A 20,110-nucleotide genomic window follows, 5' to 3' on the forward strand; every position below is an offset into this window, starting at 1 on the left:
CTAGGTACATGCTTTGCTTTGCCAGCCAAACAGTGATGTGATCATTCCAACAACGTGGATAACTATGCGAAAAATTGCTCTCATCAGCGAACATGCGTCACCTCTTGCGCGCATCGGCAGCATCGACAGCGGCGGACAGAATGTGTATGTCGCCCAGCTCGCCAAGCAGCTTGCGCGTCTGGGTTACCTGATCGACATATTTACCCGGCGCGACTCCGATCAACTGGAACCGGTCGTCGACTGGCATCCCGGCGTGCGCGTCGTCCACGTGCCGGCCGGTCCGCCGGAGTTCATTCCCAAGGAAGCCATGCTGCCGTATATGGAACAGTTCGGGCGATTCGTGATCCGCTTTGCGCGCCGGCAAAAGATGCGCTATGACATCGTGCACGCCAATTTCTTCATGTCGGGCATGGTGGCCCAGCAGATCAAGGCGACGCTGGGCATTCCCTTCGTGATGACCTTCCACGCGCTGGGTCGCGTGCGTCGCCTGTGTCAGAAGGAAGCGGACGCCTTTCCCGATATCCGCTTCGCCATCGAAGAACGCCTGATGCATGACGCGGACCGCGTGATCGCCGAATGCCCGCAAGACCGGCGCGACATGGAACAGCATTACGGCGCGCCGAGTGCACGGATCGACGTCGTCCCCTGCGGTTTCGACCCCGACGAATTCTGGCCGACCACGCTCGACGCGCGCCAGAACCTCGGACTGGACCGCGACGAGTTCATCGTGCTGCAGCTCGGTCGCATGGTGCCCCGCAAGGGCGTGGACAACGTCATTCGCGCCGTCGCCATCCTGCACCATCAGTATCAGGTGCCGGTGCGCCTGCTGGTCGTCGGCGGCAATGGCGAAAAGCCGGATCCGATCGCCACGCCGGAACTGGGCCGCCTGATGCAACTGACCGAAGAGCTGGGCGTGGCGCAATGCGTTACCTTCACCGGCCAGCGGCAGCGCGAGCAGCTGCGCTATTACTACAGCGCCGCCAATGTCTTCGTCACTACGCCATGGTACGAGCCCTTCGGCATCACCCCGGTCGAAGCCATGGCTTGCGGCACGCCGGTGATCGGCACCGCCGTCGGCGGCATCAAGACCACCGTGGTGGACAGCGAAACCGGCTATCTGGTGCCGCCCAACGATCCTGAAGCACTGGCCGAACGGCTCTCGTGGCTGCAGCGCCATCCCCACCTGGCGCAACGCATGGGATGGGCGGGCATGCGGCGCGCCTACCAGCATTACACCTGGCGCAACGTCGCCACCAGCATTGCCGGCGTCTATGAAAGCGTGCTGGAACCGGCCACCCGCTACGCCCTGCAGCAGCGCGCAGTATCGGGCGAACTGCGGGCGAACTGAGTCTTGAGGTGTGGAAGTGAAGGCCGGCATCGATTGCATCAACAAGCGCACGCCGGAACGGCGTAGCGTAAGACCAACCAAAATCATTTTTTCATGGAGAGCGCATTGAGCAACGTGAACGTATCCAGTTATGTCGCGGATCCCGCGGAAGCCGCGCTGTTCGCCGGCAAAACCGTTCTGGTCACCGGCGGCGGCAGCGGCCTGGGAGCCGCGCTGTCCCACATGTTCTCTGCCTGCGGCGCCAATGTCGTGATCGGGGATCTCGATTTCGACAAGGCGCAGACGGTGGCCTCCCTGCTCGATGCAGCGGGATATAAAACGCATGCCATCGGCTTCAACGTCGGCGATCCGGTCGCGGCCGAACGCGCTGTCGACGAGACCATCGAACGCTTCGGAACAATCGACGTGCTGCTCAACAACGCCGGCACCGATGTCACCTGTCCGATCGAGGAGCTGAGCCATGCCGATTGGGACCGCGTGATTCGCACCAATCTCTACGGCCCCTTCCTGCTCTCGAAGTACGCTGCACGTCACATGAAAGGCAGCGGCGGACACATCATCAACATTTCCTCCACCGCCGCCAAGCGCGCCTGGCCGAACGCCTCCGCCTATCACGCGAGCAAATGGGGCCTGCTGGGCCTGTCGCATGCACTGCATGCCGAACTGCGGCCGCAAAAGATCAAGGTCACCGCGCTTATCGCAGGCGGCATGAGCACGCCCTTCCTGCTCGATCGTTTTCCGGGCATCGACGTTTCGACGCTGCAGGACCCGGCCAATGTCGCGCAGGCGGTGAAGGCCGTGCTGCGGATGCCGGCGCAGACGGTGATACCGGAGATCATGGTCATTCCAATGCAGGAAACCTCGTGGCCATGAACAGGAAATGAGGGCATAACAAGAACGATATGACGACAAGGCAAAATCATGCGAGCAATCTTCCTTGACAAGGACGGCACTCTTGTAGAGAACGTGCCGTATAACGTCAACCCCGCCCTGGTGCAGCTCACCTGGAAGGCGGCCGAGGCGCTGCAACTGCTCACGCATATGGGCTTTGCCTTGTTCGTCGTCACCAACCAGCCCGGCGTGGCCGAGGGCATCTTCACCGAATCCGCTCTCGACGGCGTGCATCGGCGCCTGGCACAGCAGCTCGCGCAATACGGCGTCGCGCTGGACGGTTTCTACTTCTGCCCGCACAGCCCGGACGGAATGGTGGAACGCTATGCCGTGCCCTGCACCTGCCGCAAGCCGATGCCCGGCATGCTGTACCGCGCGGCGCACGAGCATAACATCGACCTCGGCGCTTCATGGATGGTCGGCGACATCCTGAATGACGTGGAAGCCGGCCATCGCGCCGGCTGCCGCACCGTCCTGATCGACAACGGGAACGAAACCGAATGGAAGATCTCGGCGCATCGCATGCCCGACCTGACGGCGCCCAACCTGTATGTGGCCGCGGGCATGATCGCGTCGGCCGAACAGAGTGGGCGCGAACAGACCATGCATATTCCCGGCCTGCGGCCCGGCAGCAGCGGAGTCGCTGTCCCATGACGGTAGAACGCTGGCAGCAGGCCCGGCGCATCCTGTGCATCCGACTCGATTACCTTGGCGACGTGCTGATGAGCACGCCCGCCATGCGCGCGCTGAAGGAATCGCTGCCCGGCAGCAGCGTTACCCTGCTGAGCTCCGCCGGCGGCGCGGCGGCGGCGCGCTACGTGCCTGAAATCGACGACACGATCCAGTACTGCGCGCCATGGATGAAGAGCAGTGCCGCGCAGGAGGCCGCGGCCGACTTCGCACTGATCGAACAGCTTGCGCAGCGCCGCTTCGATGCCGCCGTGATTTTCACCGTGTACAGCCAGAGCCCGCTGCCGGCCGCGCTGATGTGCCATCTGGCCGGCATACCGCTGCGCCTGGCGCATTGCCGCGAGAATCCGTATCAGCTGCTGACCGACTGGGTGCGCGAAACTGAACCTCAGGAGCAGGTGCGGCACGAAGTCAGGCGTCAGCTCGACCTGGTGGCGGCGATCGGTGCCGAAACGCGCAATGAACGCCTGTCCTTTCGTGTGCCGCCAGCCGATCTTGCCTGGGCAAGGAATTGCTTGCGGACGCTCGATATCGACGAGGCGCGGCCATGGATCATCCTCCATCCCGGCGCCAGCGCCCCCTCGCGCCGCTATCCGTCGCAGCACTGGACGGCACTCGCGCGCGACCTGTCCGCCCGATTGGACTGTCCCCTGGTCTTCACCGGCAATGAAGATGAAGCGGCGCTGGTCGAGCAGATACGCGGCGGCGAAGCGCGGGCGCATTCGCTGGCCGGCCGTCTCGACCTCGGCCGGCTGGCGGCGCTGCTGTCGCTCGCCCCGCTGGTCATCTGCAACAATACCGGCCCCGCGCATATCGCCGCCGCCGTCGGCACGCCGATCGTCGACCTGTATGCATTGACCAATCCGCAGCACACGCCGTGGCAGGTGCCCAATCGCGTACTGTTTCAAGACGTTCCCTGCCGTAACTGCTACAAGAGCATCTGTCCGCAAGGGCATCATCGTTGCCTGGCGGAAGTCACTCCGGAGCGCGTCATTGCGGCGGCGCTGGACCTGCTGCAAGGCCACATGCCGGCGCGGCGCCTTCTCGCAAGCTGAAGTTTCCATCTGCATTTTTTACATCGCATTGCAAAAACGCCGCCCCGCCTCGTGGCTATACCGGGATGCAGTGCGCCTTTCCGGCCAGCGCAAGCATGGCATGGAGCTTGCGGAGAAGCTCCACGCCGCCCAACCATGAAAGGAAACACCATGCCACGTAATGCGACATCCAAGGGATCGTCCAAGACCTCGAAATCATCCCCCCGCGTCTCTTCCAAGGGCTCGTCCACCGACGCATTGCATGTTCTTGCGGAAGATCACAAGAAGGTGCTCGACATGTTCGAGGAATTCGAGGAAATCAAGAACGACCCGGATGAGGAAGCAAAACAGTTGTTGATCGAAACCGCTTGCGCCGAGCTGACCATACACGCTCAAGTGGAAGAAGAAATTTTCTATCCCGCCGCGCGCGAAGTTATCGAAGAAATGGATCTGCTGGACGAAGCCGAGGTGGAACATGCATCGGCACGGCAACTCATTACCGAGCTGGCCGCCATGGAACCCGACGACGACTTGTACGACGCCAAGTTCACGGTGCTGGGCGAGTATGTGAAGCATCACATCCAGGAAGAAGAGAAAGAGCTGTTCCCCAAGCTGAAGAAGGCGGAAATCGATCTCGACGAACTGGGAGAAGAGATCCGGCAACGCAAGCTTGAACTGCGCGAAGAGCTGGGCGTTCCGACCGACGACCTCGATGTCGAGGAAGACGAAGACAGCAGCGCCACGGGCAAGTCGCACCGGAACATACATTGACCCGCCCCGACGCAATCCGAAACGAAGTGGCGCGGCACGCCCCGCGCAAGCCTCTGTAACGACTGGACATGACGCGTGCGGCGAACGCGTCATGGAACGCTCTTGCAGAGAGCTCTCTCCTTTGAAGAAAGGTTTGTTGTGATTCTGCCCGACCAGGAAGTACGCGCAACCCATGCGAAATCAACTCATGCCGTGGATATCCTTGCATTCGTCGATGTGCAGGAAATTCCGTCCCTGTACTTTGAAACGCCTTATTGCCTGACACCCGCGCCGGGCGGCGAGAAGCTCTATGCCTTGCTGCGGGAGACGCTGCGCAGCACCGGCAAGATCGGCATCGCCTGCGTCGTCATCCAGTCGCGCCAGCACCTGGCGGCGCTGGTGCCGCGCGGCCAGTCGCTCGTGCTCCAGACGCTGCGCTGGGCCAGCGAGTCGCTCCATCCGCGCCTGGATGTGACACTGTCCGATCCGGCTACCGGAGAAACCAGCGAGAGCGAGCTCGCGCTGCCGCCCTCTTTCATTTCACGGGCGCAGGAAAGCTGGACCATCGCAGGCGCCGAAGACGACGCCGAGAGCCTGCGCGACGATCTCGGCACGGAGGATGTGTCGCCGTTCGGCGACCGCATGCTCACCATCGGCCAGGGAACGGAAATCGAGGTGGAGGAGCTTGACGACTGGCTCGGGGAAAATGATGCGGATGACGGCGATTCGCTATTGTTCCTCATCCCGTCCAATCCGCATACCGGCGCGCCAAGGCCCGCCAACCGGCAGCGGCATCCCGCACGAATGACCCGGGCCAGGACCCGCCGCACGCTTCACTGAACACCGTGGCCGGAAAGAGACTTTCCGGCCACGGGCGCGACGGCCGCCGCGAAGAATCATTTCTCCCGCTTGATCACGCTGATCTGTCCGTCATTCTCCATGAACGCCGACTTCACCTGCGGCAGCGAATCGACGCCCTGCTCGCGCAGCTTGCTCCACAATTCATCTTCGGTAATGAATTCCCGGCGCAGGTTGCGCTTGAGGATGACGCCGTTCTGGATCAGGTGCAGGGGGCCGGGCTCGGCCAGTTTGCGAAACGCGGGCACGTAATAGCCAAGCCAGTCCAGGAACACGTTCCAGCCGATCAGCGTCGCCACCAGTACCATGCCGTCGGAAATGCTGGTGTATTCGCCCGCCATGGCGTTTTGTGCCGCGTCGGCCACAATCACCAGCACGAGCATGTCGGCGATGCCTACCGCGCCGACTTCGCGGCGCACCACGAAGCGAAAGATCAGGAACAGGAACCAGTACATCGCCGAGCCGCGAATCAGGATCTCGGACAAGGGAACGCTCAGGCCGAACAATTCTCCCCAATCGATCGATAAGAAGTTTTCCATTATCGTGTCTCGCTAGCTGCCCACATGAAAATGGCGCCGTTCGCCGACGCCATTTCCGTCTCCGGTTGCGGCACTCGGGAAGCGCCTGATCAGGTCGGCCACTCCCGCAATGGAATCTCCTTGCGGGGAAGACCGCCCCGGTGCGCTTTCCCTGAGTCCCGTTTGTGCACTACTGCCAGTATGGCCTGCTGTTGTAGTAGGAATGGACTTCGTTGGCCCAGGTGGTGTCGGCCATGGAAGGCCAGTGGTCCTTGTCGAAGCCCGGCGCATTCTTCAGCCGGTCCTTGTCGATATCCAGCACGAAGCACTTCTGGTCGGCATCCAGTGTCAGTGCGCTCCAGGGCACGGCGAACAGCTTGTCGCCGATGCCCATCACGCCGCCGAACGACAGCACCGCATAAGCGACGCGGCCGCTCGGCACATCGAGCATGATGTCCTCGATTTCACCGAGATTTTCGCCGCGCGAGTTGATGACCTTGTCGCCTTGCAGCGTATCGGCCGCCATCACTTCAGGACCCGGTCCCGATATGTTTGCCTGTCCGCCGACCACGCGTGCACCGCCACCGCCGGTACTGGTGGAAGAAGGGTAATTGCTCATGAGTCTTTCCTTTCAATAACTACTTGCACGTTCTGCAGAGCGGCTTGTTGATGCCTTATCCGGTAAGCCGATGCCGACGCTTTTCGATTGACTCCCTGTTAGTGCCGTCATGAATCCGTGTCGGGAGCTCGGTTCTCCTTCGCGCCGGGCGATGCCCGCACGCACTCCCCACATGATTCACGACAGGTTCTACCGTGCAGGGGCGGACTTGCCGCTCGCCCCCTTGCTGCTGCTCATTCCGCTTGCGCCGCTGGCACCGGAGGCCGTGCCGCCGGGCGACAGCGTGTTGTTGCCGGCCGTGCCGCGTCCGACCCTGCGGCTCCAGAAGCGGTCGACATCGGCACTCCACTGCCGGTCCGCCATATCCGGCCATTTCCGCTTGTCAAAGCCGGGCGCATGGCCCAGCGTTTCGCGGTCCGCCTGCAGCGTGTAAAACGTGCCGTCGTCACTCGGCTGCAAGGCTTGCCACGGGATGGGGTGATATTTCTTGCCGGCGTCGGCCACGCCGCCAAAACTCACCACCGCATAAGCGATCGCGCCGCGCCGGCTGTCGAGTATGAGATCCCTGATGACACCGATCTTCTCGCTCTGCGGATTCCTGACATTGGCGCCGACGATCTTGCTGCTGCGGTACAGATGTTGCTGCCGCACCGAGTTGCCCTCCTGCTGCGCCGAAATGATTTCCGTGCTTCCGGACAAGGCGGATGGTTGCGCGGCCACGCCGCCAGCGCCGAACCCGGCAGCGGCGAGCGCGAGCAATCCGATGCGAAGTGAGGCTTTCATGCTTCCTCCTTTGCCCATATCCGATTCCCGCCAGAGACGTTCATGTGGAACCATGCAGCAAGCCGCGTGCCACCGCCCTACTCGGCGGCGAGCGCGCTTTTCTTCGGCTCAACCCACTTCACTGCCTCGGCCGCCTTCTTGCCGGCAATGAAGGCGTGATCCGAGTTGTAATACTCCCATTCGCTGTAGCGCCCGGCGAGAATGATGTCGTGCATTGCCAGCCACGACTTGATGGTGTCCACGTTCTTCGCGCGCGCATGGTCGTACACCACATAGCCGTAGGGCATGTCGATTTCGTTGGCGGCGATGATCTTGTCATCCGGACGGAACATGCCGACCTTGATGCAATCCTGGATGCAGCGATCGATCAATTCCTTGCCGCTAGCGGGCAAGGGCTTCCATGTCGGCGAATAGGTGATCTCGCAGGTGATGCCGAAGCCGCCGGGCGCATTGCATTCGGGGCTGGCGTTGCCCTGGACAAAAATGCGATGGAAGATCGTATCTTCAGGATAATAGATCCAGTGCTTGTCGGTGATGTTCTGGCGCGCCACCCCAAGATTCACGCAGCGCACCGAGATGTGCTTGAGCCCCTCGGCCGCCTGTCTGACTTCGTCGGGCGCTTCATCGCCGATCATCCTGACCAGTTCCGGCAAGGGCATGGTGCTGATCAGGTTGTCGTACTGATAGCGGCGGCCATCCGCCAGCGCGATGATGCGCTGCTTCGGCGAGATGTGCGTCACTTCCGCATTGAGTTCGATGGTGCCCTTGATATGCGGTACGAAGCCGGACATCAGCGCCTGGAAGCCGCCGCGCAAGGGATAGCCGAAGCGTGCGTTGGGACCCATCGGCTTGCCGACAGGCTGCAGTGCGCCGTCGATGATTTCTTCCAGGTTCGGCAAGGGTACGCGCCCGCCCAGCCATGAAGTTTCCATCTCGTTCAGGGGCACGGCCCACAGCTTGCGATTGTAGGGAATCGCAAAATGCTTCGCGATGCCCGCGCCCCACACCTGATAAATGAATTCCTCGAAGTTGGCCGGGTTGCGCCGCTCCAGCGCCGCCACCTTCGAATCCGGCAAGGCGACGCCGCCGTCGGCGCAGCAATCCTGTGCGCGCGCCTTTGAAGGAGCGGTGCCGGATCCGGTGCCGGACTTGCTCAGGCTGCCGAAGCGCGCCTCGATGGCGCCGGTAATGCATTCCTTGATGACGTCGGGCGGCAAGCCATACAGCGCACCCTGAAAGGGATAGCGCGTGTAGACGTTCTTGCTGTACACCCAGGCTTCACGGTCTTGCCAGTGCACGTTGGAACCGAGCAGCAGGTCGTACAACTCCAGCACATAAGGGTCGTTGGAAAACATGATGTGGCCGGCGTAATCGAAGGTGAAGCCATTGTCCTTGATCGAGCGGCACCATCCTCCGACCATCGAATTGCGCTCCAGCAGGACCGCCTCATGCCCGAGGTGATACGCCGCGCTCAGCCCAGTCGGACCGGCGCCAATGATGGCGGTGCGGGCGAACTTGAGCGCTTCATGCTGGCGCAGGCGGTTGATGTTGACCACCGGCTCATCGGGCGTCGACACCTTGAGAGCGTGCGGCTGGCGGCGCGGCGCGCTGTCGAGCAGCGCGCGCATCTTCTCGACGGTCGAATCCCAGGAAGTCGACGCCAGCACCCGGCGCATCGCCGCGATCTTCGTTTCCTGCTCCTCCGGCGAAGCCAGCAGCGCCGCTTCGCAGGCGGCGATGAAAGCCGGCGCGTCGTGCGCGATGGCGACGATATCGCTGTAGGCGTCGGCCACATCGGTGACCGGCGTGCTGACGATCGGCAGTTCCGCGGCCATGTATTCCAGCGTCTTGGTCGGACTGATGAAACGCGTCGCCTCGTTCAATGCGAAAGGCAGCAGGCAAACGTCCCAACCCGCCAGGAAATTCGGTAGCGCGTGATAGGGCTGCTGCCCGAGGTAATGAATATTCGTGCGTTGCGGCAGCGTGGCGGGATCGATCTTCACCACCGGACCGACCAGCACCACTTGCCAGGACGAGTGCGCGTCCGCCAGCCTGGCAATCAGCTCCGTGTCGAAGCGCTCATCGATGACTCCGTAGTAGCCGAGGCGCGGGCCGGGAATGTCCTTGTGCGCGGGATGCGAATTGCTTCGATCCAGCGCCTGCACGAAATGCGTCGCGTCAACACTGCTGGGAAAGCAGTGCACGTTCGGATGGCGGTCGCGCTTCGCGCGATACAGGCTCTGCCCTCCGGTGAAGACGATGTCGGCCACCTTCAGCAAGGCGCTCTCGCGTTGCAGAAGCTGCTTCGGCGCATTCTTGAAAGAGGCCAGTTCGTCCATGCAGTCGTAGACCACCAGGCGCGGCTGCATTTCCTGCAGCAGCGGCAGCGCCATCGGCGTATAGAACCAGGCGATGTGATCGTGGTAGTCGCGCACCAGCTGACGCAGCAGCTTTTGCAGATGCGGCAGCTGGTCATCATGAAAACCGGGCATGTTCACCGGCGTGTGCGGCTGGCATACCAGGACATTGGGCGCCGGCGAATAGGTGGTCAGGAAGGTCTTGCTTTCGTGGCAGACCGGTTCTTCGACGAACACGATCGGATAATGCGCGGCCAGGCGCGACAACAGGTGTTGCGGGCGCTGAAAAACGAAGTCCCAGCGCAGATGCGAAAAAACGATAATTGCAGAAGCCATGCTATCTCCTTGCCATGAAATGTCGAAAATGTCGGTCAAGCCCCTGCGCATGACGTCGTGGCGAGGCACACGGCAAGCATTGCGTGCCGCGCGCCATATCGCCGTCGATGTCCTTTCGTGAGTCGTCCGTGCCGGATCGACTCGGCATCGGCGCATGCGAATGCATGACGGACGGAAATTCCGCAGCATCATGCATCCGGCGCGCGCAAGACGGTCTGTGGGAAGCAGCAGCGATCATCATGTCGGATGCAATGTCTGGGCGTTGAAAGGAGCTTGCTGACGCACACGCACATAAACCAGTCCGCATGCGATGGCGGAATGCATTGCGGCAAAGTCTGCAGAGATCGTGCAACCACCGATTCTGTTGCTTTGCATACGCTCAATGCATTGCGACTTGCCGACGCAAGAGCTGTGCCGAGCAATCCGGCGCTGCTTCGACGAGGTAAGTGCTTGCACCGAGAGCATTTCATTTCCGTCATTTTTACAGCCGCTGGTAAAAGCTACACCGGCATATCGCCAACCTGTTCTCCGCGCGGCAAGATGAAACCGCATTGCCGCCGAAGTTTCCTCCAGCATACTTATTGAATGCCGGCAGGTGATGATCAGGCGCAAGAGCCGCCTGCGCTCGATGCGGCATTTCAACTCTCTTTTTCCCCGGAAAGAAACTTCGTCGCCAAACGCGCCGCTTTCCTTTCCGGGCATCAAGTGCGGCGAGCTCGGTACGCTTCCTGCTTGATCGGAATGCCCCGCCAAGGCGGATGCAGGCGCCGCCCTTGATGGATGGCGACAGCCCGCCGGAAAGCGGTTATCGAACACATGTAACAACATGTAAAAACGGCTAGCGAATGTAATCGTTACCCATGCATGACGTGGAGTTCGGCGAGGTGAGGCGCGATGAGGCGAACATCGCAGATGACAGCGCCTCTCGCAACCGGCAACCGGTTTGACAGATCTGCGCAGCGGATTTTTCACCGATGCGGTTTGCGTTCCGAGGCGCGGCGATTCCTTGTTCTCGCCCATTGCGCCACCTGGAGTTCGCCGCCTCCCGACTTTGATCAACCACTGTACGAAGAGAGACGACAATGACCAAGATTCGCAAAGCGGTATTTCCTGTCGCCGGTTTAGGCACGCGCTTTTTACCCGTCACCAAGGCATCGCCGAAAGAAATGCTGCCCATCGTTGACAAGCCTCTTATTCAGTACGCCGTGGAGGAAGCGGCAGCAGCAGGCATTACCGAAATGATTTTCGTGACCGGGCGCGGCAAGCGCTCCATCGAGGACCATTTCGACAAGGCATATGAGCTGGAATCGGAGCTGGCTTCGCATGGCAAGGTAAAACTGCTCAAGGAGATACAGTCGCTATTGCCAGCCAACCTGCACTATTCCTACGTGCGTCAGAGCGAAGCTCTCGGCCTCGGCCATGCGGTGCTGTGCGCACGTCCGCTGGTCGGCGACGAACCCTTTGCCGTCGTGCTGGCGGACGACCTGATCGATGCCGACGTGCCTGTGCTCAAGCAGATGATTGACCTGTACGAGCAGCACGGCAGCTCGGTGGTCGGCGTGCAGAACGTTCCGCTCGACCAGACGTCCAGCTACGGCATCGTCCGTCCGCAGTCGATGGGCGTGCGCATCCATCGCATCGCCGATATCGTCGAAAAGCCGCAGCCCGAGAACGCACCATCGACGCTCGGTGTCGTCGGGCGCTACATTTTCACGCCTGACATTTTCGACTACCTGGAGAACGTTACCCCGGGCACCGGCGGCGAGATCCAGCTGACCGACGCCATCGCCGCCATGCTCGCCGAGCACCCCGTGCTCGCCTATGAATTCAAGGGACACCGCTACGATTGCGGCTGCAAGATCGGGTATTTGGAAGCGGCAGTCATGTTTGCGTTGAAACATCCTGCCGTGGGTGAAGAGTTCAGCCGCTTTCTTGCACAGTTGAAATTGCCCGATCTGAAACAGAACATCGGCGGCAAGACTGCCTGAACGCGGGTGACGCAAGGCAGGCTGCAATACGGGCTGCATGCGAGCACGGAGCTTGCTTGCCTGACTGGACACGTTTCCCTTGCGATGTTGTCGCCGGTCAAGGAAACGTGTCGGCTTGCTTGCGGTTTCCCGGATGCATGCGATGAAACGTGCATTAGCATTATCGTGCCGTGGTCGTGGCGCAGATAGCATCATGCAGCGCCCTATGTTCCGTCCCGCGTCCACAGCGTTTGGAAAACAGGAGTGCGTTTTTACCATGGCTGTCTCAAGCAACCAGGTCTCGATTAATCTTGGCAATGAACATCACTCACATACGGAGCCAAAGGACACCTCGTCCCATGCAATGCGTACACCTCCTTCAAACGATGCGCCGCGATCCGACGAAGAGCATTATCGCCAGTTGATCGAGCGCTGCTCGGAAGGCGTACTGCTGATAAGGAATGCCTGTATCGTCGGCACCAATCGTGCCGCGCTGAAACTGCTCGGATACAACAGCCAGGACCAGGTCAACGGCCGTACGCTGGGCGATGTGCTGCAGGCACGCAGCGCGGCCGCGCACGAAACACATAATGTTTCCCTGCCGGCGGAATGCCCGGCTTCATTCGAACACAAGCTGCAGTTGCCCGACGGCAGCCTCATCGACGCCGAAATCATCATCACTCCCTGCCTCGATGCCAGCGTGCCGGATGGACGCTTGATCGTGCTGCGCGATGTCAGCGCGCGCAATCGCATTGCCGCGGCCCTGTTCGAGCAGGACCAGTACTTGCGCCTGATCACCGACATGGTGCCGGCCTTGATCGCGTACATCGATGCGGGCGAACGCTACCGCTTCGTCAATGCCGCCTACAGTTCCTGGTTCGGCCGCCCGGCCGCCGAGATCGTGGGCAAGACCCTGAACCAGGTGCTTGGTCCGCTCTATCCGCAGGCCTATCCCTACATCACGCGCGCGCTCAGCGGCGAACAGGTGACTTATGAACTCACTGTCCATAACATGCTGGGCGAACGCCACGTCATGACGACGTATACGCCCGATATCGCGCCCGACGGCCGCGTGAGCGGATTTTCCGCGATGATGACCGACATCACCGAGCGCCGCAACGCGGAACAGACGCTGCGCGAGCGCGAGAAGCAACTGCGCCTGATTACCGATGCCTTCCCGGTGCTGATCGCCCAATGCGACCCCGATTACCGCCTGCGCTTTGCCAACAAGGCGTATGTCGATCTCTTCGGCCATCAGCCGGAGTCCGTGATCGGCAAGCGCATTCCCGATCTGGTCGGCGAGGAGATGTTTGCCGGCATCCGCCAGTACCTCGACGCCGCCCTGCGCGGCGCGCCGCAGGAGCATGAAACCAGGGTACGCCTGCCGCAAGGCGAGGAACGTTACCTGCACATGATGTACATGCCGGAGCTGAACGAGCACGGCGAAGTGTGCGGCCTGTTCGCCGCGATCAGCGATACCACCCAGCTGCGCGAGGCGGAAGAACAACTCCATCGCCGCGAGCGGGAATTCAAGACCCTGGTGGAAAATTCGCCGGACATCATTTCGCGCATCGACCGCGACATGCGCCATGTGTATGTCAATCCCGCCATCGAAAAGCTGGCCGGCATCAAGCCCGAAGCCTACCTCGGCAAAACCAAGGGCGAGCTCGGCCTGCCCTTGTCGATGGTGCAGGCCTGGGAAACCGCGGCACACGCCGCTTTCGATACCGCCACGGAGCAACGGCTCGACTTCGATTATGTAATCGACGGCCACATGCGTTATTTTTCCGGCCGCATCATTCCGGAAATTGATCGCCACGGCCATATCGAATCGGTGATCGGCATCGCCTACGACGTCACCGATCGCGCCAGAATGGAGAAGGAGCGCGACGAGCTGCTGGCGCGTGAACGCACTGCGCGCATCCAGGCCGAAACCGCGGCACGCGCGCGCGACGAATTCCTTGCCATCGTCTCGCATGAGTTGCGCGCGCCCTTGAACGGCATTCAGAGCTGGGCGCATGTGCTGGAGAATTATGTCAAGGATGTCTCGAGCGCACCTCTGGCGCAGCGCGCGCTGCAGGGCATCAAGACCGGTGTCGGACAACAGGTGCGCCTGATCGAAGACCTGCTGGACGTGACCCGCATGATGAGCGGCAAGCTGCGGCTGGTGAAGCAGCCGCTTGCGCTCTTGCCTGCCCTGCAGGCTGCCGTCGAAAGCGTGCGCTCGATGGCCTCCGTCAAGCGCATCAGCATCAACTGCACCTACCGCATCACGAGCGAGCAGATCGAAGGCGACGCCGATCGCGTGCAGCAGATCTTCTGGAACCTGCTGTCGAACGCCATCAAGTTCACCCCGGACGGCGGCAACGTGTGGCTCAATGCAGAGCAACGCGACAATGAAATTGCCGTGACCGTGCGCGATGACGGCGTCGGCATCTCACCCGACTTCGTGCCGCATCTGTTCAATCGTTTCAGCCAGGAAGACACCTCCAGCACGCGCGACCATAGCGGTCTGGGGCTGGGCCTGTTCCTGGTGCGCCACCTGGCCGAATTGCATGGCGGGCATGTCCATGCGGAGAGTGAAGGCGAAGGTAAAGGCACCACCTTCCATGTTCATTTTCCGCTGCGCATGCGCTCCGAGAAATACCTCACTCTCGGCGCAGGCGAAGATGGGACTGTGAGCAGTCTGCCTCTGCCCTCTCTCAAAGACGTCCACATCCTGCTGATCGATGATCAGGAGGAAGCGCGCGAGTCCCTGACCGTCGTCCTCGCCGGCGCCGGGGCCGCGGTGTTCGCCGCCGGCTCATGCCAGGAAGCGATGGAATGGCTGCGTACCCTGGCCAGCAATGATCTTCCGGATGTATTGGTCTGCGATATCGCCATGCCCGGCGAAGACGGCTATTCAGTGCTGCGAAAAATCCGCGCGTGGCAATCGGCGGCAGGTGATACCCCCTTGCAGCGCATGCCCGCGCTGGCACTGACCGCCTTCGCCCAGCGTGAGGATCGCATCAGGGCGCTGACGGCAGGTTTCCAGATGCACGTCACCAAGCCGGTGGCACCGGAAGAACTGCTTGTCGTGATTGACGCGATGGCCGCACGGGCATGAAAGGCGGATTCATTCCCCGGTGACGGCTCACCGGGGAAGCAATGCCTTCAATGATAGGAATCGCTGCCGCCGTGCATCGAAGAAGCGCTTTCCTTCTTCTGCATTCCCTCGTACGGACCGTATTCTTCCAGCCTGTTATACAAGGTCTTGAGGCTGATCCCGAGAATGTCGGCGGCACGCTTCTTCACGCCGCCACAGAGTTCCAGCGTGGCATAAATCAGCTTGCGATCGACGTCGGCCAGCGAAGTGCCGACCGGAATGGCCAGCGTCAGTCCGACCGGCGAGTGAGTCGTGATGACCGGCGCCAGTGCTGCCGCATCGATCGTCTGATCCGACAGGATGAACGCACGCTGTATGTAATTGCGCAGTTCGCGTACGTTGCCGGGCCAGTGATAATTGCTCAGGCATGCCAGCCCGTCCGGCGCCAGCACCTTGTTCGTCCCATGCGCCGCGTTCAACTCGTCGAGGAAATGCTGGGCCAGCAGTTCGATGTCAGCGCCGCGCTCGCGAAGCGGCGGAATCTTGAGCGGGAAGACATTCAGCCGATGATACAAGTCAAGGCGCAGCCTGCCTTCCGCCACGGCCGCCTCCGGGTCGCGATTGCTTGCGGCAATGACGCGCACATCGGTTTCGATTTCCTGGTTGCTGCCGATACGCATGAACGAACCGGTTTCCAGCACGCGCAGCAATTTCACCTGCAACTCTGCCGGCATCTCGGTAATTTCGTCGAGAAAAAGCGTGCCGCCGTTCGCACGTTCGAAATAGCCTTTGTGCTGCCGGTCGGCGCCCGTAAAACTGCCCTTCTCATGGCCGAAGATTTCACTCTCAATCAACTGCGGCGAGATGGCGCCGCAATTCACCGGAAGAAAGGGACGTTTCTGCCGCAGGCTCAAGTCATGGATGGTCTGCGCGGCCAGCTCCTTGCCGGTGCCGCTTTCGCCCAGCAGCAACACGGTCGCTTCGGTCGGTGCAACCCGGGCGATATGGTTGTACAGCTTCTGCATCGCCGGCGCCGCACCCAGCATCTGGCCGAAATGCCCGAGCCTGCGCAACTCGCTGCGCAGCACGCCGATTTCTTCCTTCAGGTCGACCGTGCGCGGAATCCGCGACAGCAAGCCTTTCAGGCGGCGAAAATTGATTGGCTTGGTCAGGTAGTCGGCCGCGCCGAGACGGAGTGCTTCCACTGCCGTCTCGACACTTGCGTGCCCTGTGATCAGGACGATTTCGGTCGTGGCGCGGGATTCGATATCGTTGAACAAATCCATACCGCTCCCGTCCGGCAATTTGATGTCGATCAGCACGACATCCGGTCGCTGTCGCACGATCTGCGCCTGAGCGTCGCGTATCGTGCCCGCCACCGCGGTGGTAAATCCTTCTTCGGCAGTAATCGCCGCGAGCGCCTCGCGGGTATTTTCATCGTCATCGACGATCAATACATGGGGCATATGCACAATCTCTTTCCGGTTTTAAAAGTTGAAGGGATATCGCGCAGACAAACATGCCGCATCCTCGGACGCGGCATGTCATCGGGCCAACCTGCGGCATCGCGCCGCGGCCGGTCTTCATGCAAAAAACCCATTCAGGTTTGCAAAAAATGCTTTTTGTATTTGAGTGCTGCTTCGGATTACGTGTTCAATAAACTATTCACAGCATATGCCTCGAACTGTCATTGTCCAAGCCAGCATTTACCGTGTTATTGAGCCAAAACAGTCGGCTAGGCGCTTGTTCCGATGAACAAGAACTTGCAGCGAATAATGCGCCTTTTGCGCCTTTCCGCATTGCGCCCGTCGATGTTCAGTTACTTGCGTTGCCAGGATATTGCAGAGATGTTGGACTATTGTTTGACGGTCATTTTGTTATCGACCTTTTTGACACCCTCCACTGAGCTGGCGATCTTTACCGCCTTGTCGATCTGCGCCTTGTCGTGAACGAAGCCGCTCAGCATGACCTCGCCCATCTTCGTTTCGACACTGATGTCAGTGCCCTTGACCTGCTCGTCGGCGAGCAAGGCACTCTTGATTTTCGTGGTGATGATGCTGTCATCGATTGCAGCGCCGACGGACGAGCCGGAGCTGCCGGAAGATGGGGCGGCCGTGTTCCCCGAAGTACCGGAGGACTCGCGAGACGCTCCGGCGGTACTGCTGCCGGATGCGCTCGATGTAGTGCCGCCGGAGGCCCGGTCCGCTTCCTTGCGGCCGCATCCAGCAACTGCCACACTCAACAAGGCGCCCAGCAAAACGACTCTGGAAGTAGCGGCAATTGCTTTCATGCTGAACTCTTTATTTCGAGGTTCCGCTCGAGCCGCTGCTGCCCGAGGAACCGGACGTGCCGGAAGAACCCGAACCCATGGAGCCAGAACCACCCGAGGAACTGGAGGTACCGCTCGGCGAGCCGCTTGCGCCCGAACTCTGATCGCCGGCGCGCCGCTCACAACCGACAGCTGTCATGCTCAATGCGGCAAGAATCAACAAGATTTTCGACGTAGTCTTGAGTGATTTCATTCTTGTTCCTTTCATGAAAAGTTAACGCTGCCCTCGTACCTTGACCATGGCATGAAGGATAAGTTCTTAACTTTTTCGCAAAACGAGATGCCGCAAAGCGACATTGAATGTCGCATCGGCAATACCGTGTCATTGTTACGCGCAAGGCGCAATGCTTACATGCGGGGAGCGACGGGTTTGATGTACGGAAAGATCGGCTCCCGGAGTTTTCCTCTCGGAATGAATTGTCGATACAGGATCGCCGCAACGCACTATGCGAAGACGCGCTGCACGATATCGTGTATTGTTAGACCATGCTTCGCGCGAGTCCCTCACCTTGGTCGGTCGCGTCGCCTTCAACACATTTGACCTATCTCGAAACCCCACGCGTTTGCGTGAAGGAACTGAATTTACGCAAGCGCTACTTCAGGCATTGATGTAAAAATCATGGCATCGAATCAGACGCTCATGGCGGGGCACAACGACGCCCTGCCTCCCGCTGACCGGCTGGAACCCGAAATGAATTTCGAAAAATCACTCAACCGCCTTGGCATTCTGCAAGGCACTTCTCCAGCCATGGAGCAGCTCTACCAGCAAGTGGAAAGAGTTGCCGCAACCGACGCCACGGTGTTGCTCGTGGGCGAAAGCGGCACCGGCAAAGAGGTGATCGCCAAGGCGATCCATCAGTCGAGTGCGCGCAGCGGACAAGCCTTCGTTGCGGTGAATTGCGGCGCGATCCCGGCGCACCTGATCGAGGCGGCATTGTTCGGACATGAGAAAGGCAGTTTCACGGGTGCCGTACGCCAGCAGATCGGCTACTTCGAACATGCGTCGCATGGTACTCTGTTCCTCGACGAGATCACTGAGATGCCGGTCGACATGCAAGTCAAATTGCTGCGCGTGCTCGAGTCGGGCACCTTTCTGCGTGTCGGCGGCGACGAGGAAGTGAAGGTCGATGTGCGACTGCTGGCAGCAACCAATCGCGATCTCGACCTCGCCGTCAAGGATGGCAGCCTGCGCGCCGACCTGATGTACCGCCTGGCCGTCTTTCCGATTCGCATTCCACCCTTGCGAGAGCGCGGCACCGATATCGAATTGTTGGCGCAGCACTTCCTCGACTTGCTCAATGAAAAGGAAAATACGAAGAAAGTTTTTTCGCGCGCATCGCTGGAAGTGATTCGCTCCTATTCGTGGCCGGGTAACGTGCGGGAACTGAAGAACGTGGTGCACCGCGCCTTCATCCTGGCAACCGATACGCTGAACATCGAGGACTGCATTTCCGATCTCTCGACCAAGAAGCCCACCGAGCATGAAGGCTACCTGAACTTTTTCGTCGGCACGCCGCTGGCCGATGCGCAAAAGGAAATCATCCTTGCGACATTGAAACACTACAGCGGCAACAAGCGCCTCACCGCCGAGGCGCTCGGCATCAGCCTGAAGACCTTGTACAACCGCCTCAAGGAATATTGAGCGTCATGTGGCGGCAGGCCGCGTCATGCATTGACCACTTCGCCGCCGTTCGGATGCAAGACCTGTCCTGACATGAAGGATGCGTCCTCGCTCGCCAGGAAGACATAGGACGGCGCGATTTCATCCGGCTGCCCCGGCCTGCCCAGCGGCGCTTTCTCGCCGAAATGATCGACCGCTTTTTCCTCGAAACTCGACGGAATCAGCGGCGTCCACACCGGCCCCGGCGCCACCGCATTGACCAGGATGTCGCGCTGGATCAGCTGCTGCGACAGCGAGCGCGTGAACGCGACGATCGCTCCCTTGGTCGACGAATAATCCAGCAGGTGCGCACTGCCGCGATAAGCTGTCACCGAAGTGGTATTGATGATGCGCGCGCCAGGCTTCAGGTGCGGCAAGGCAGCCTTTACCGTTAAGAACATCGAGAACACATTGGTGCGGAAGGTCTTCAGCAATTGCTCTTCCGTGATGTCTTCGATGCTCTTCTGCGGATATTGCTGCGCGGCGTTATTCACCAAGATGTCGAGCCTGCCGAATGAGGATATCGCGGTGTCCACCATCTTGCCGCAGAACCCGGCATCGCCGACATCGCCGGCGAGAATCACGCATTCGCGCCCTTCCGCTTCGACATGGCGCTGCGTTTCCTTCGCATCTTCGTGTTCGTCGAGGTAGGCAATCACCACATTCGCGCCTTCCTTGGCAAACCCGATGGCGACGGCGCGACCGATGCCGCTGTCACCGCCGGTCACGAGCGCCACCTTACCCTTGAGCTTTCCGCTGCCCTTGTAATTGCGCATTTCCGACTCGGGGCGCGGCCGCATGGCCGCCTCCGAGCCTGGCTGATGCTCCTGATGCTGTGGTGGAATATCGGGCTTGGCTTCCTGATTAGACATGGTCATCCTTTCC

At 60.6% G+C, this 20,110-nt stretch carries 18 protein-coding genes; 9 read left to right on the top strand and 9 right to left on the bottom strand.

The window, feature by feature from the left end:
- Positions 1-64 precede the first annotated feature (64 nt).
- The 6 genes from VJ651_RS22860 (at position 65) to VJ651_RS22885 (ending at position 5,553) form a co-directional block, all read left to right on the top strand.
- Complete coding sequence (locus VJ651_RS22860; RefSeq protein ID WP_324109639.1) at positions 65-1,348, top strand: glycosyltransferase family 1 protein; 1,284 nt, start codon at positions 65-67, stop codon at positions 1,346-1,348.
- A gap of 105 nt (positions 1,349-1,453) precedes the next feature.
- Positions 1,454-2,221: an SDR family oxidoreductase gene (locus VJ651_RS22865; RefSeq protein WP_324109640.1), complete on the top strand. Its 768-nt coding sequence runs from the start codon at positions 1,454-1,456 to the stop codon at positions 2,219-2,221.
- Between the two features lie 48 nt (positions 2,222-2,269).
- On the top strand, positions 2,270-2,893 hold the full coding sequence (locus VJ651_RS22870; protein ID WP_324109641.1) for an HAD family hydrolase: 624 nt from the start codon (positions 2,270-2,272) through the stop codon (positions 2,891-2,893).
- Positions 2,890-3,984, top strand: a complete 1,095-nt coding sequence (gene waaF / locus VJ651_RS22875) for a lipopolysaccharide heptosyltransferase II (RefSeq protein ID WP_324109642.1) — start codon at positions 2,890-2,892, stop codon at positions 3,982-3,984. The genes VJ651_RS22870 and waaF overlap by 4 nt, the downstream gene beginning before the upstream one ends.
- Positions 3,985-4,134: 150 nt before the next feature.
- Positions 4,135-4,734, top strand: a complete 600-nt coding sequence (locus VJ651_RS22880; RefSeq protein ID WP_324109643.1) for a hemerythrin domain-containing protein — start codon at positions 4,135-4,137, stop codon at positions 4,732-4,734.
- A 138-nt stretch (positions 4,735-4,872) separates the two neighbouring features.
- Positions 4,873-5,553 (top strand): Ku protein, encoded by a 681-nt coding sequence (locus VJ651_RS22885; RefSeq protein ID WP_324109644.1) that lies wholly within the window; start codon positions 4,873-4,875, stop codon positions 5,551-5,553.
- Between the two features lie 56 nt (positions 5,554-5,609).
- Here the strand turns inward: VJ651_RS22885 and VJ651_RS22890 are convergent, their stop codons facing one another.
- The 5 genes from VJ651_RS22890 to VJ651_RS22910 form a co-directional block, all read right to left on the bottom strand.
- The gene (locus VJ651_RS22890; protein ID WP_324109645.1) at positions 5,610-6,110 is read right to left on the bottom strand and encodes a DUF421 domain-containing protein; all 501 of its coding nucleotides are present in this window, start codon (positions 6,108-6,110) and stop codon (positions 5,610-5,612) included.
- Between the two features lie 169 nt (positions 6,111-6,279).
- Positions 6,280-6,708, bottom strand: coding sequence for a PRC-barrel domain-containing protein (locus tag VJ651_RS22895; protein WP_324109646.1), 429 nt, complete (start codon positions 6,706-6,708; stop codon positions 6,280-6,282).
- A gap of 189 nt (positions 6,709-6,897) precedes the next feature.
- Complete coding sequence (locus tag VJ651_RS22900) at positions 6,898-7,491, bottom strand: PRC-barrel domain-containing protein (protein ID WP_324109647.1); 594 nt, start codon at positions 7,489-7,491, stop codon at positions 6,898-6,900.
- A gap of 77 nt (positions 7,492-7,568) precedes the next feature.
- The gene (locus VJ651_RS22905) at positions 7,569-10,184 is read right to left on the bottom strand and encodes an FAD-dependent oxidoreductase (protein WP_324109648.1); all 2,616 of its coding nucleotides are present in this window, start codon (positions 10,182-10,184) and stop codon (positions 7,569-7,571) included.
- A 237-nt stretch (positions 10,185-10,421) separates the two neighbouring features.
- Positions 10,422-11,204, bottom strand: coding sequence for a hypothetical protein (locus VJ651_RS22910; RefSeq protein ID WP_324109649.1), 783 nt, complete (start codon positions 11,202-11,204; stop codon positions 10,422-10,424).
- 62 nt (positions 11,205-11,266) lie between these two features.
- On the opposite strand from VJ651_RS22910, the gene galU reads away from it, so the two are divergent.
- Positions 11,267-12,172: a UTP--glucose-1-phosphate uridylyltransferase GalU gene (galU, locus tag VJ651_RS22915; protein WP_324109650.1), complete on the top strand. Its 906-nt coding sequence runs from the start codon at positions 11,267-11,269 to the stop codon at positions 12,170-12,172.
- A gap of 343 nt (positions 12,173-12,515) precedes the next feature.
- Positions 12,516-15,257: a hybrid sensor histidine kinase/response regulator gene (locus VJ651_RS22920; RefSeq protein WP_324109651.1), complete on the top strand. Its 2,742-nt coding sequence runs from the start codon at positions 12,516-12,518 to the stop codon at positions 15,255-15,257.
- Positions 15,258-15,304: 47 nt separating this feature from the next.
- Here VJ651_RS22920 and VJ651_RS22925 read toward each other — a convergent pair whose 3' ends face one another.
- From VJ651_RS22925 to VJ651_RS22935, 3 genes are all read right to left on the bottom strand, one after another.
- Positions 15,305-16,702 (bottom strand): sigma-54 dependent transcriptional regulator, encoded by a 1,398-nt coding sequence (locus VJ651_RS22925; RefSeq protein ID WP_324109652.1) that lies wholly within the window; start codon positions 16,700-16,702, stop codon positions 15,305-15,307.
- 389 nt (positions 16,703-17,091) lie between these two features.
- The gene (locus VJ651_RS22930) at positions 17,092-17,526 is read right to left on the bottom strand and encodes a BON domain-containing protein (RefSeq protein WP_324109653.1); all 435 of its coding nucleotides are present in this window, start codon (positions 17,524-17,526) and stop codon (positions 17,092-17,094) included.
- A 10-nt stretch (positions 17,527-17,536) separates the two neighbouring features.
- Positions 17,537-17,758: a hypothetical protein gene (locus VJ651_RS22935; protein WP_324109654.1), complete on the bottom strand. Its 222-nt coding sequence runs from the start codon at positions 17,756-17,758 to the stop codon at positions 17,537-17,539.
- A gap of 426 nt (positions 17,759-18,184) precedes the next feature.
- On the opposite strand from VJ651_RS22935, the gene VJ651_RS22940 reads away from it, so the two are divergent.
- Positions 18,185-19,207: a sigma-54 dependent transcriptional regulator gene (locus VJ651_RS22940; RefSeq protein WP_324109655.1), complete on the top strand. Its 1,023-nt coding sequence runs from the start codon at positions 18,185-18,187 to the stop codon at positions 19,205-19,207.
- Positions 19,208-19,230: 23 nt separating this feature from the next.
- Here the strand turns inward: VJ651_RS22940 and VJ651_RS22945 are convergent, their stop codons facing one another.
- Positions 19,231-20,097, bottom strand: a complete 867-nt coding sequence (locus VJ651_RS22945) for an SDR family oxidoreductase (RefSeq protein ID WP_324109656.1) — start codon at positions 20,095-20,097, stop codon at positions 19,231-19,233.
- Between the last annotated feature and the right edge of the window lie 13 nt (positions 20,098-20,110).

Origin of the sequence: Noviherbaspirillum sp., from assembly GCF_035254865.1 — a bacterium.
GTDB lineage: Bacteria > Pseudomonadota > Gammaproteobacteria > Burkholderiales > Burkholderiaceae_D > Noviherbaspirillum.

Excerpts from the sequence above, each read along its gene's own strand:
- VJ651_RS22860 (WP_324109639.1), top strand. The coding sequence starts at position 65 with ATGCGAAAAATTGCTCTCATCAGCGAACATGCGTCACCTCTTGCGCGC.
- VJ651_RS22890 (WP_324109645.1), bottom strand. The coding sequence starts at position 6,110 with ATGGAAAACTTCTTATCGATCGATTGGGGAGAATTGTTCGGCCTGAGC.
- VJ651_RS22925 (WP_324109652.1), bottom strand. The coding sequence starts at position 16,702 with ATGCCCCATGTATTGATCGTCGATGACGATGAAAATACCCGCGAGGCG.
- waaF (WP_324109642.1), top strand. The coding sequence starts at position 2,890 with ATGACGGTAGAACGCTGGCAGCAGGCCCGGCGCATCCTGTGCATCCGA.
- galU (WP_324109650.1), top strand. The coding sequence starts at position 11,267 with ATGACCAAGATTCGCAAAGCGGTATTTCCTGTCGCCGGTTTAGGCACG.
- VJ651_RS22930 (WP_324109653.1), bottom strand. The coding sequence starts at position 17,526 with ATGAAAGCAATTGCCGCTACTTCCAGAGTCGTTTTGCTGGGCGCCTTG.
- VJ651_RS22880 (WP_324109643.1), top strand. The coding sequence starts at position 4,135 with ATGCCACGTAATGCGACATCCAAGGGATCGTCCAAGACCTCGAAATCA.
- VJ651_RS22945 (WP_324109656.1), bottom strand. The coding sequence starts at position 20,097 with ATGTCTAATCAGGAAGCCAAGCCCGATATTCCACCACAGCATCAGGAG.
- VJ651_RS22935 (WP_324109654.1), bottom strand. The coding sequence starts at position 17,758 with ATGAAATCACTCAAGACTACGTCGAAAATCTTGTTGATTCTTGCCGCA.
- VJ651_RS22900 (WP_324109647.1), bottom strand. The coding sequence starts at position 7,491 with ATGAAAGCCTCACTTCGCATCGGATTGCTCGCGCTCGCCGCTGCCGGG.
- VJ651_RS22895 (WP_324109646.1), bottom strand. The coding sequence starts at position 6,708 with ATGAGCAATTACCCTTCTTCCACCAGTACCGGCGGTGGCGGTGCACGC.
- VJ651_RS22910 (WP_324109649.1), bottom strand. The coding sequence starts at position 11,204 with ATGGGCGAGAACAAGGAATCGCCGCGCCTCGGAACGCAAACCGCATCG.
- VJ651_RS22940 (WP_324109655.1), top strand. The coding sequence starts at position 18,185 with ATGGCATCGAATCAGACGCTCATGGCGGGGCACAACGACGCCCTGCCT.
- VJ651_RS22905 (WP_324109648.1), bottom strand. The coding sequence starts at position 10,184 with ATGGCTTCTGCAATTATCGTTTTTTCGCATCTGCGCTGGGACTTCGTT.
- VJ651_RS22920 (WP_324109651.1), top strand. The coding sequence starts at position 12,516 with ATGCGTACACCTCCTTCAAACGATGCGCCGCGATCCGACGAAGAGCAT.
- VJ651_RS22870 (WP_324109641.1), top strand. The coding sequence starts at position 2,270 with ATGCGAGCAATCTTCCTTGACAAGGACGGCACTCTTGTAGAGAACGTG.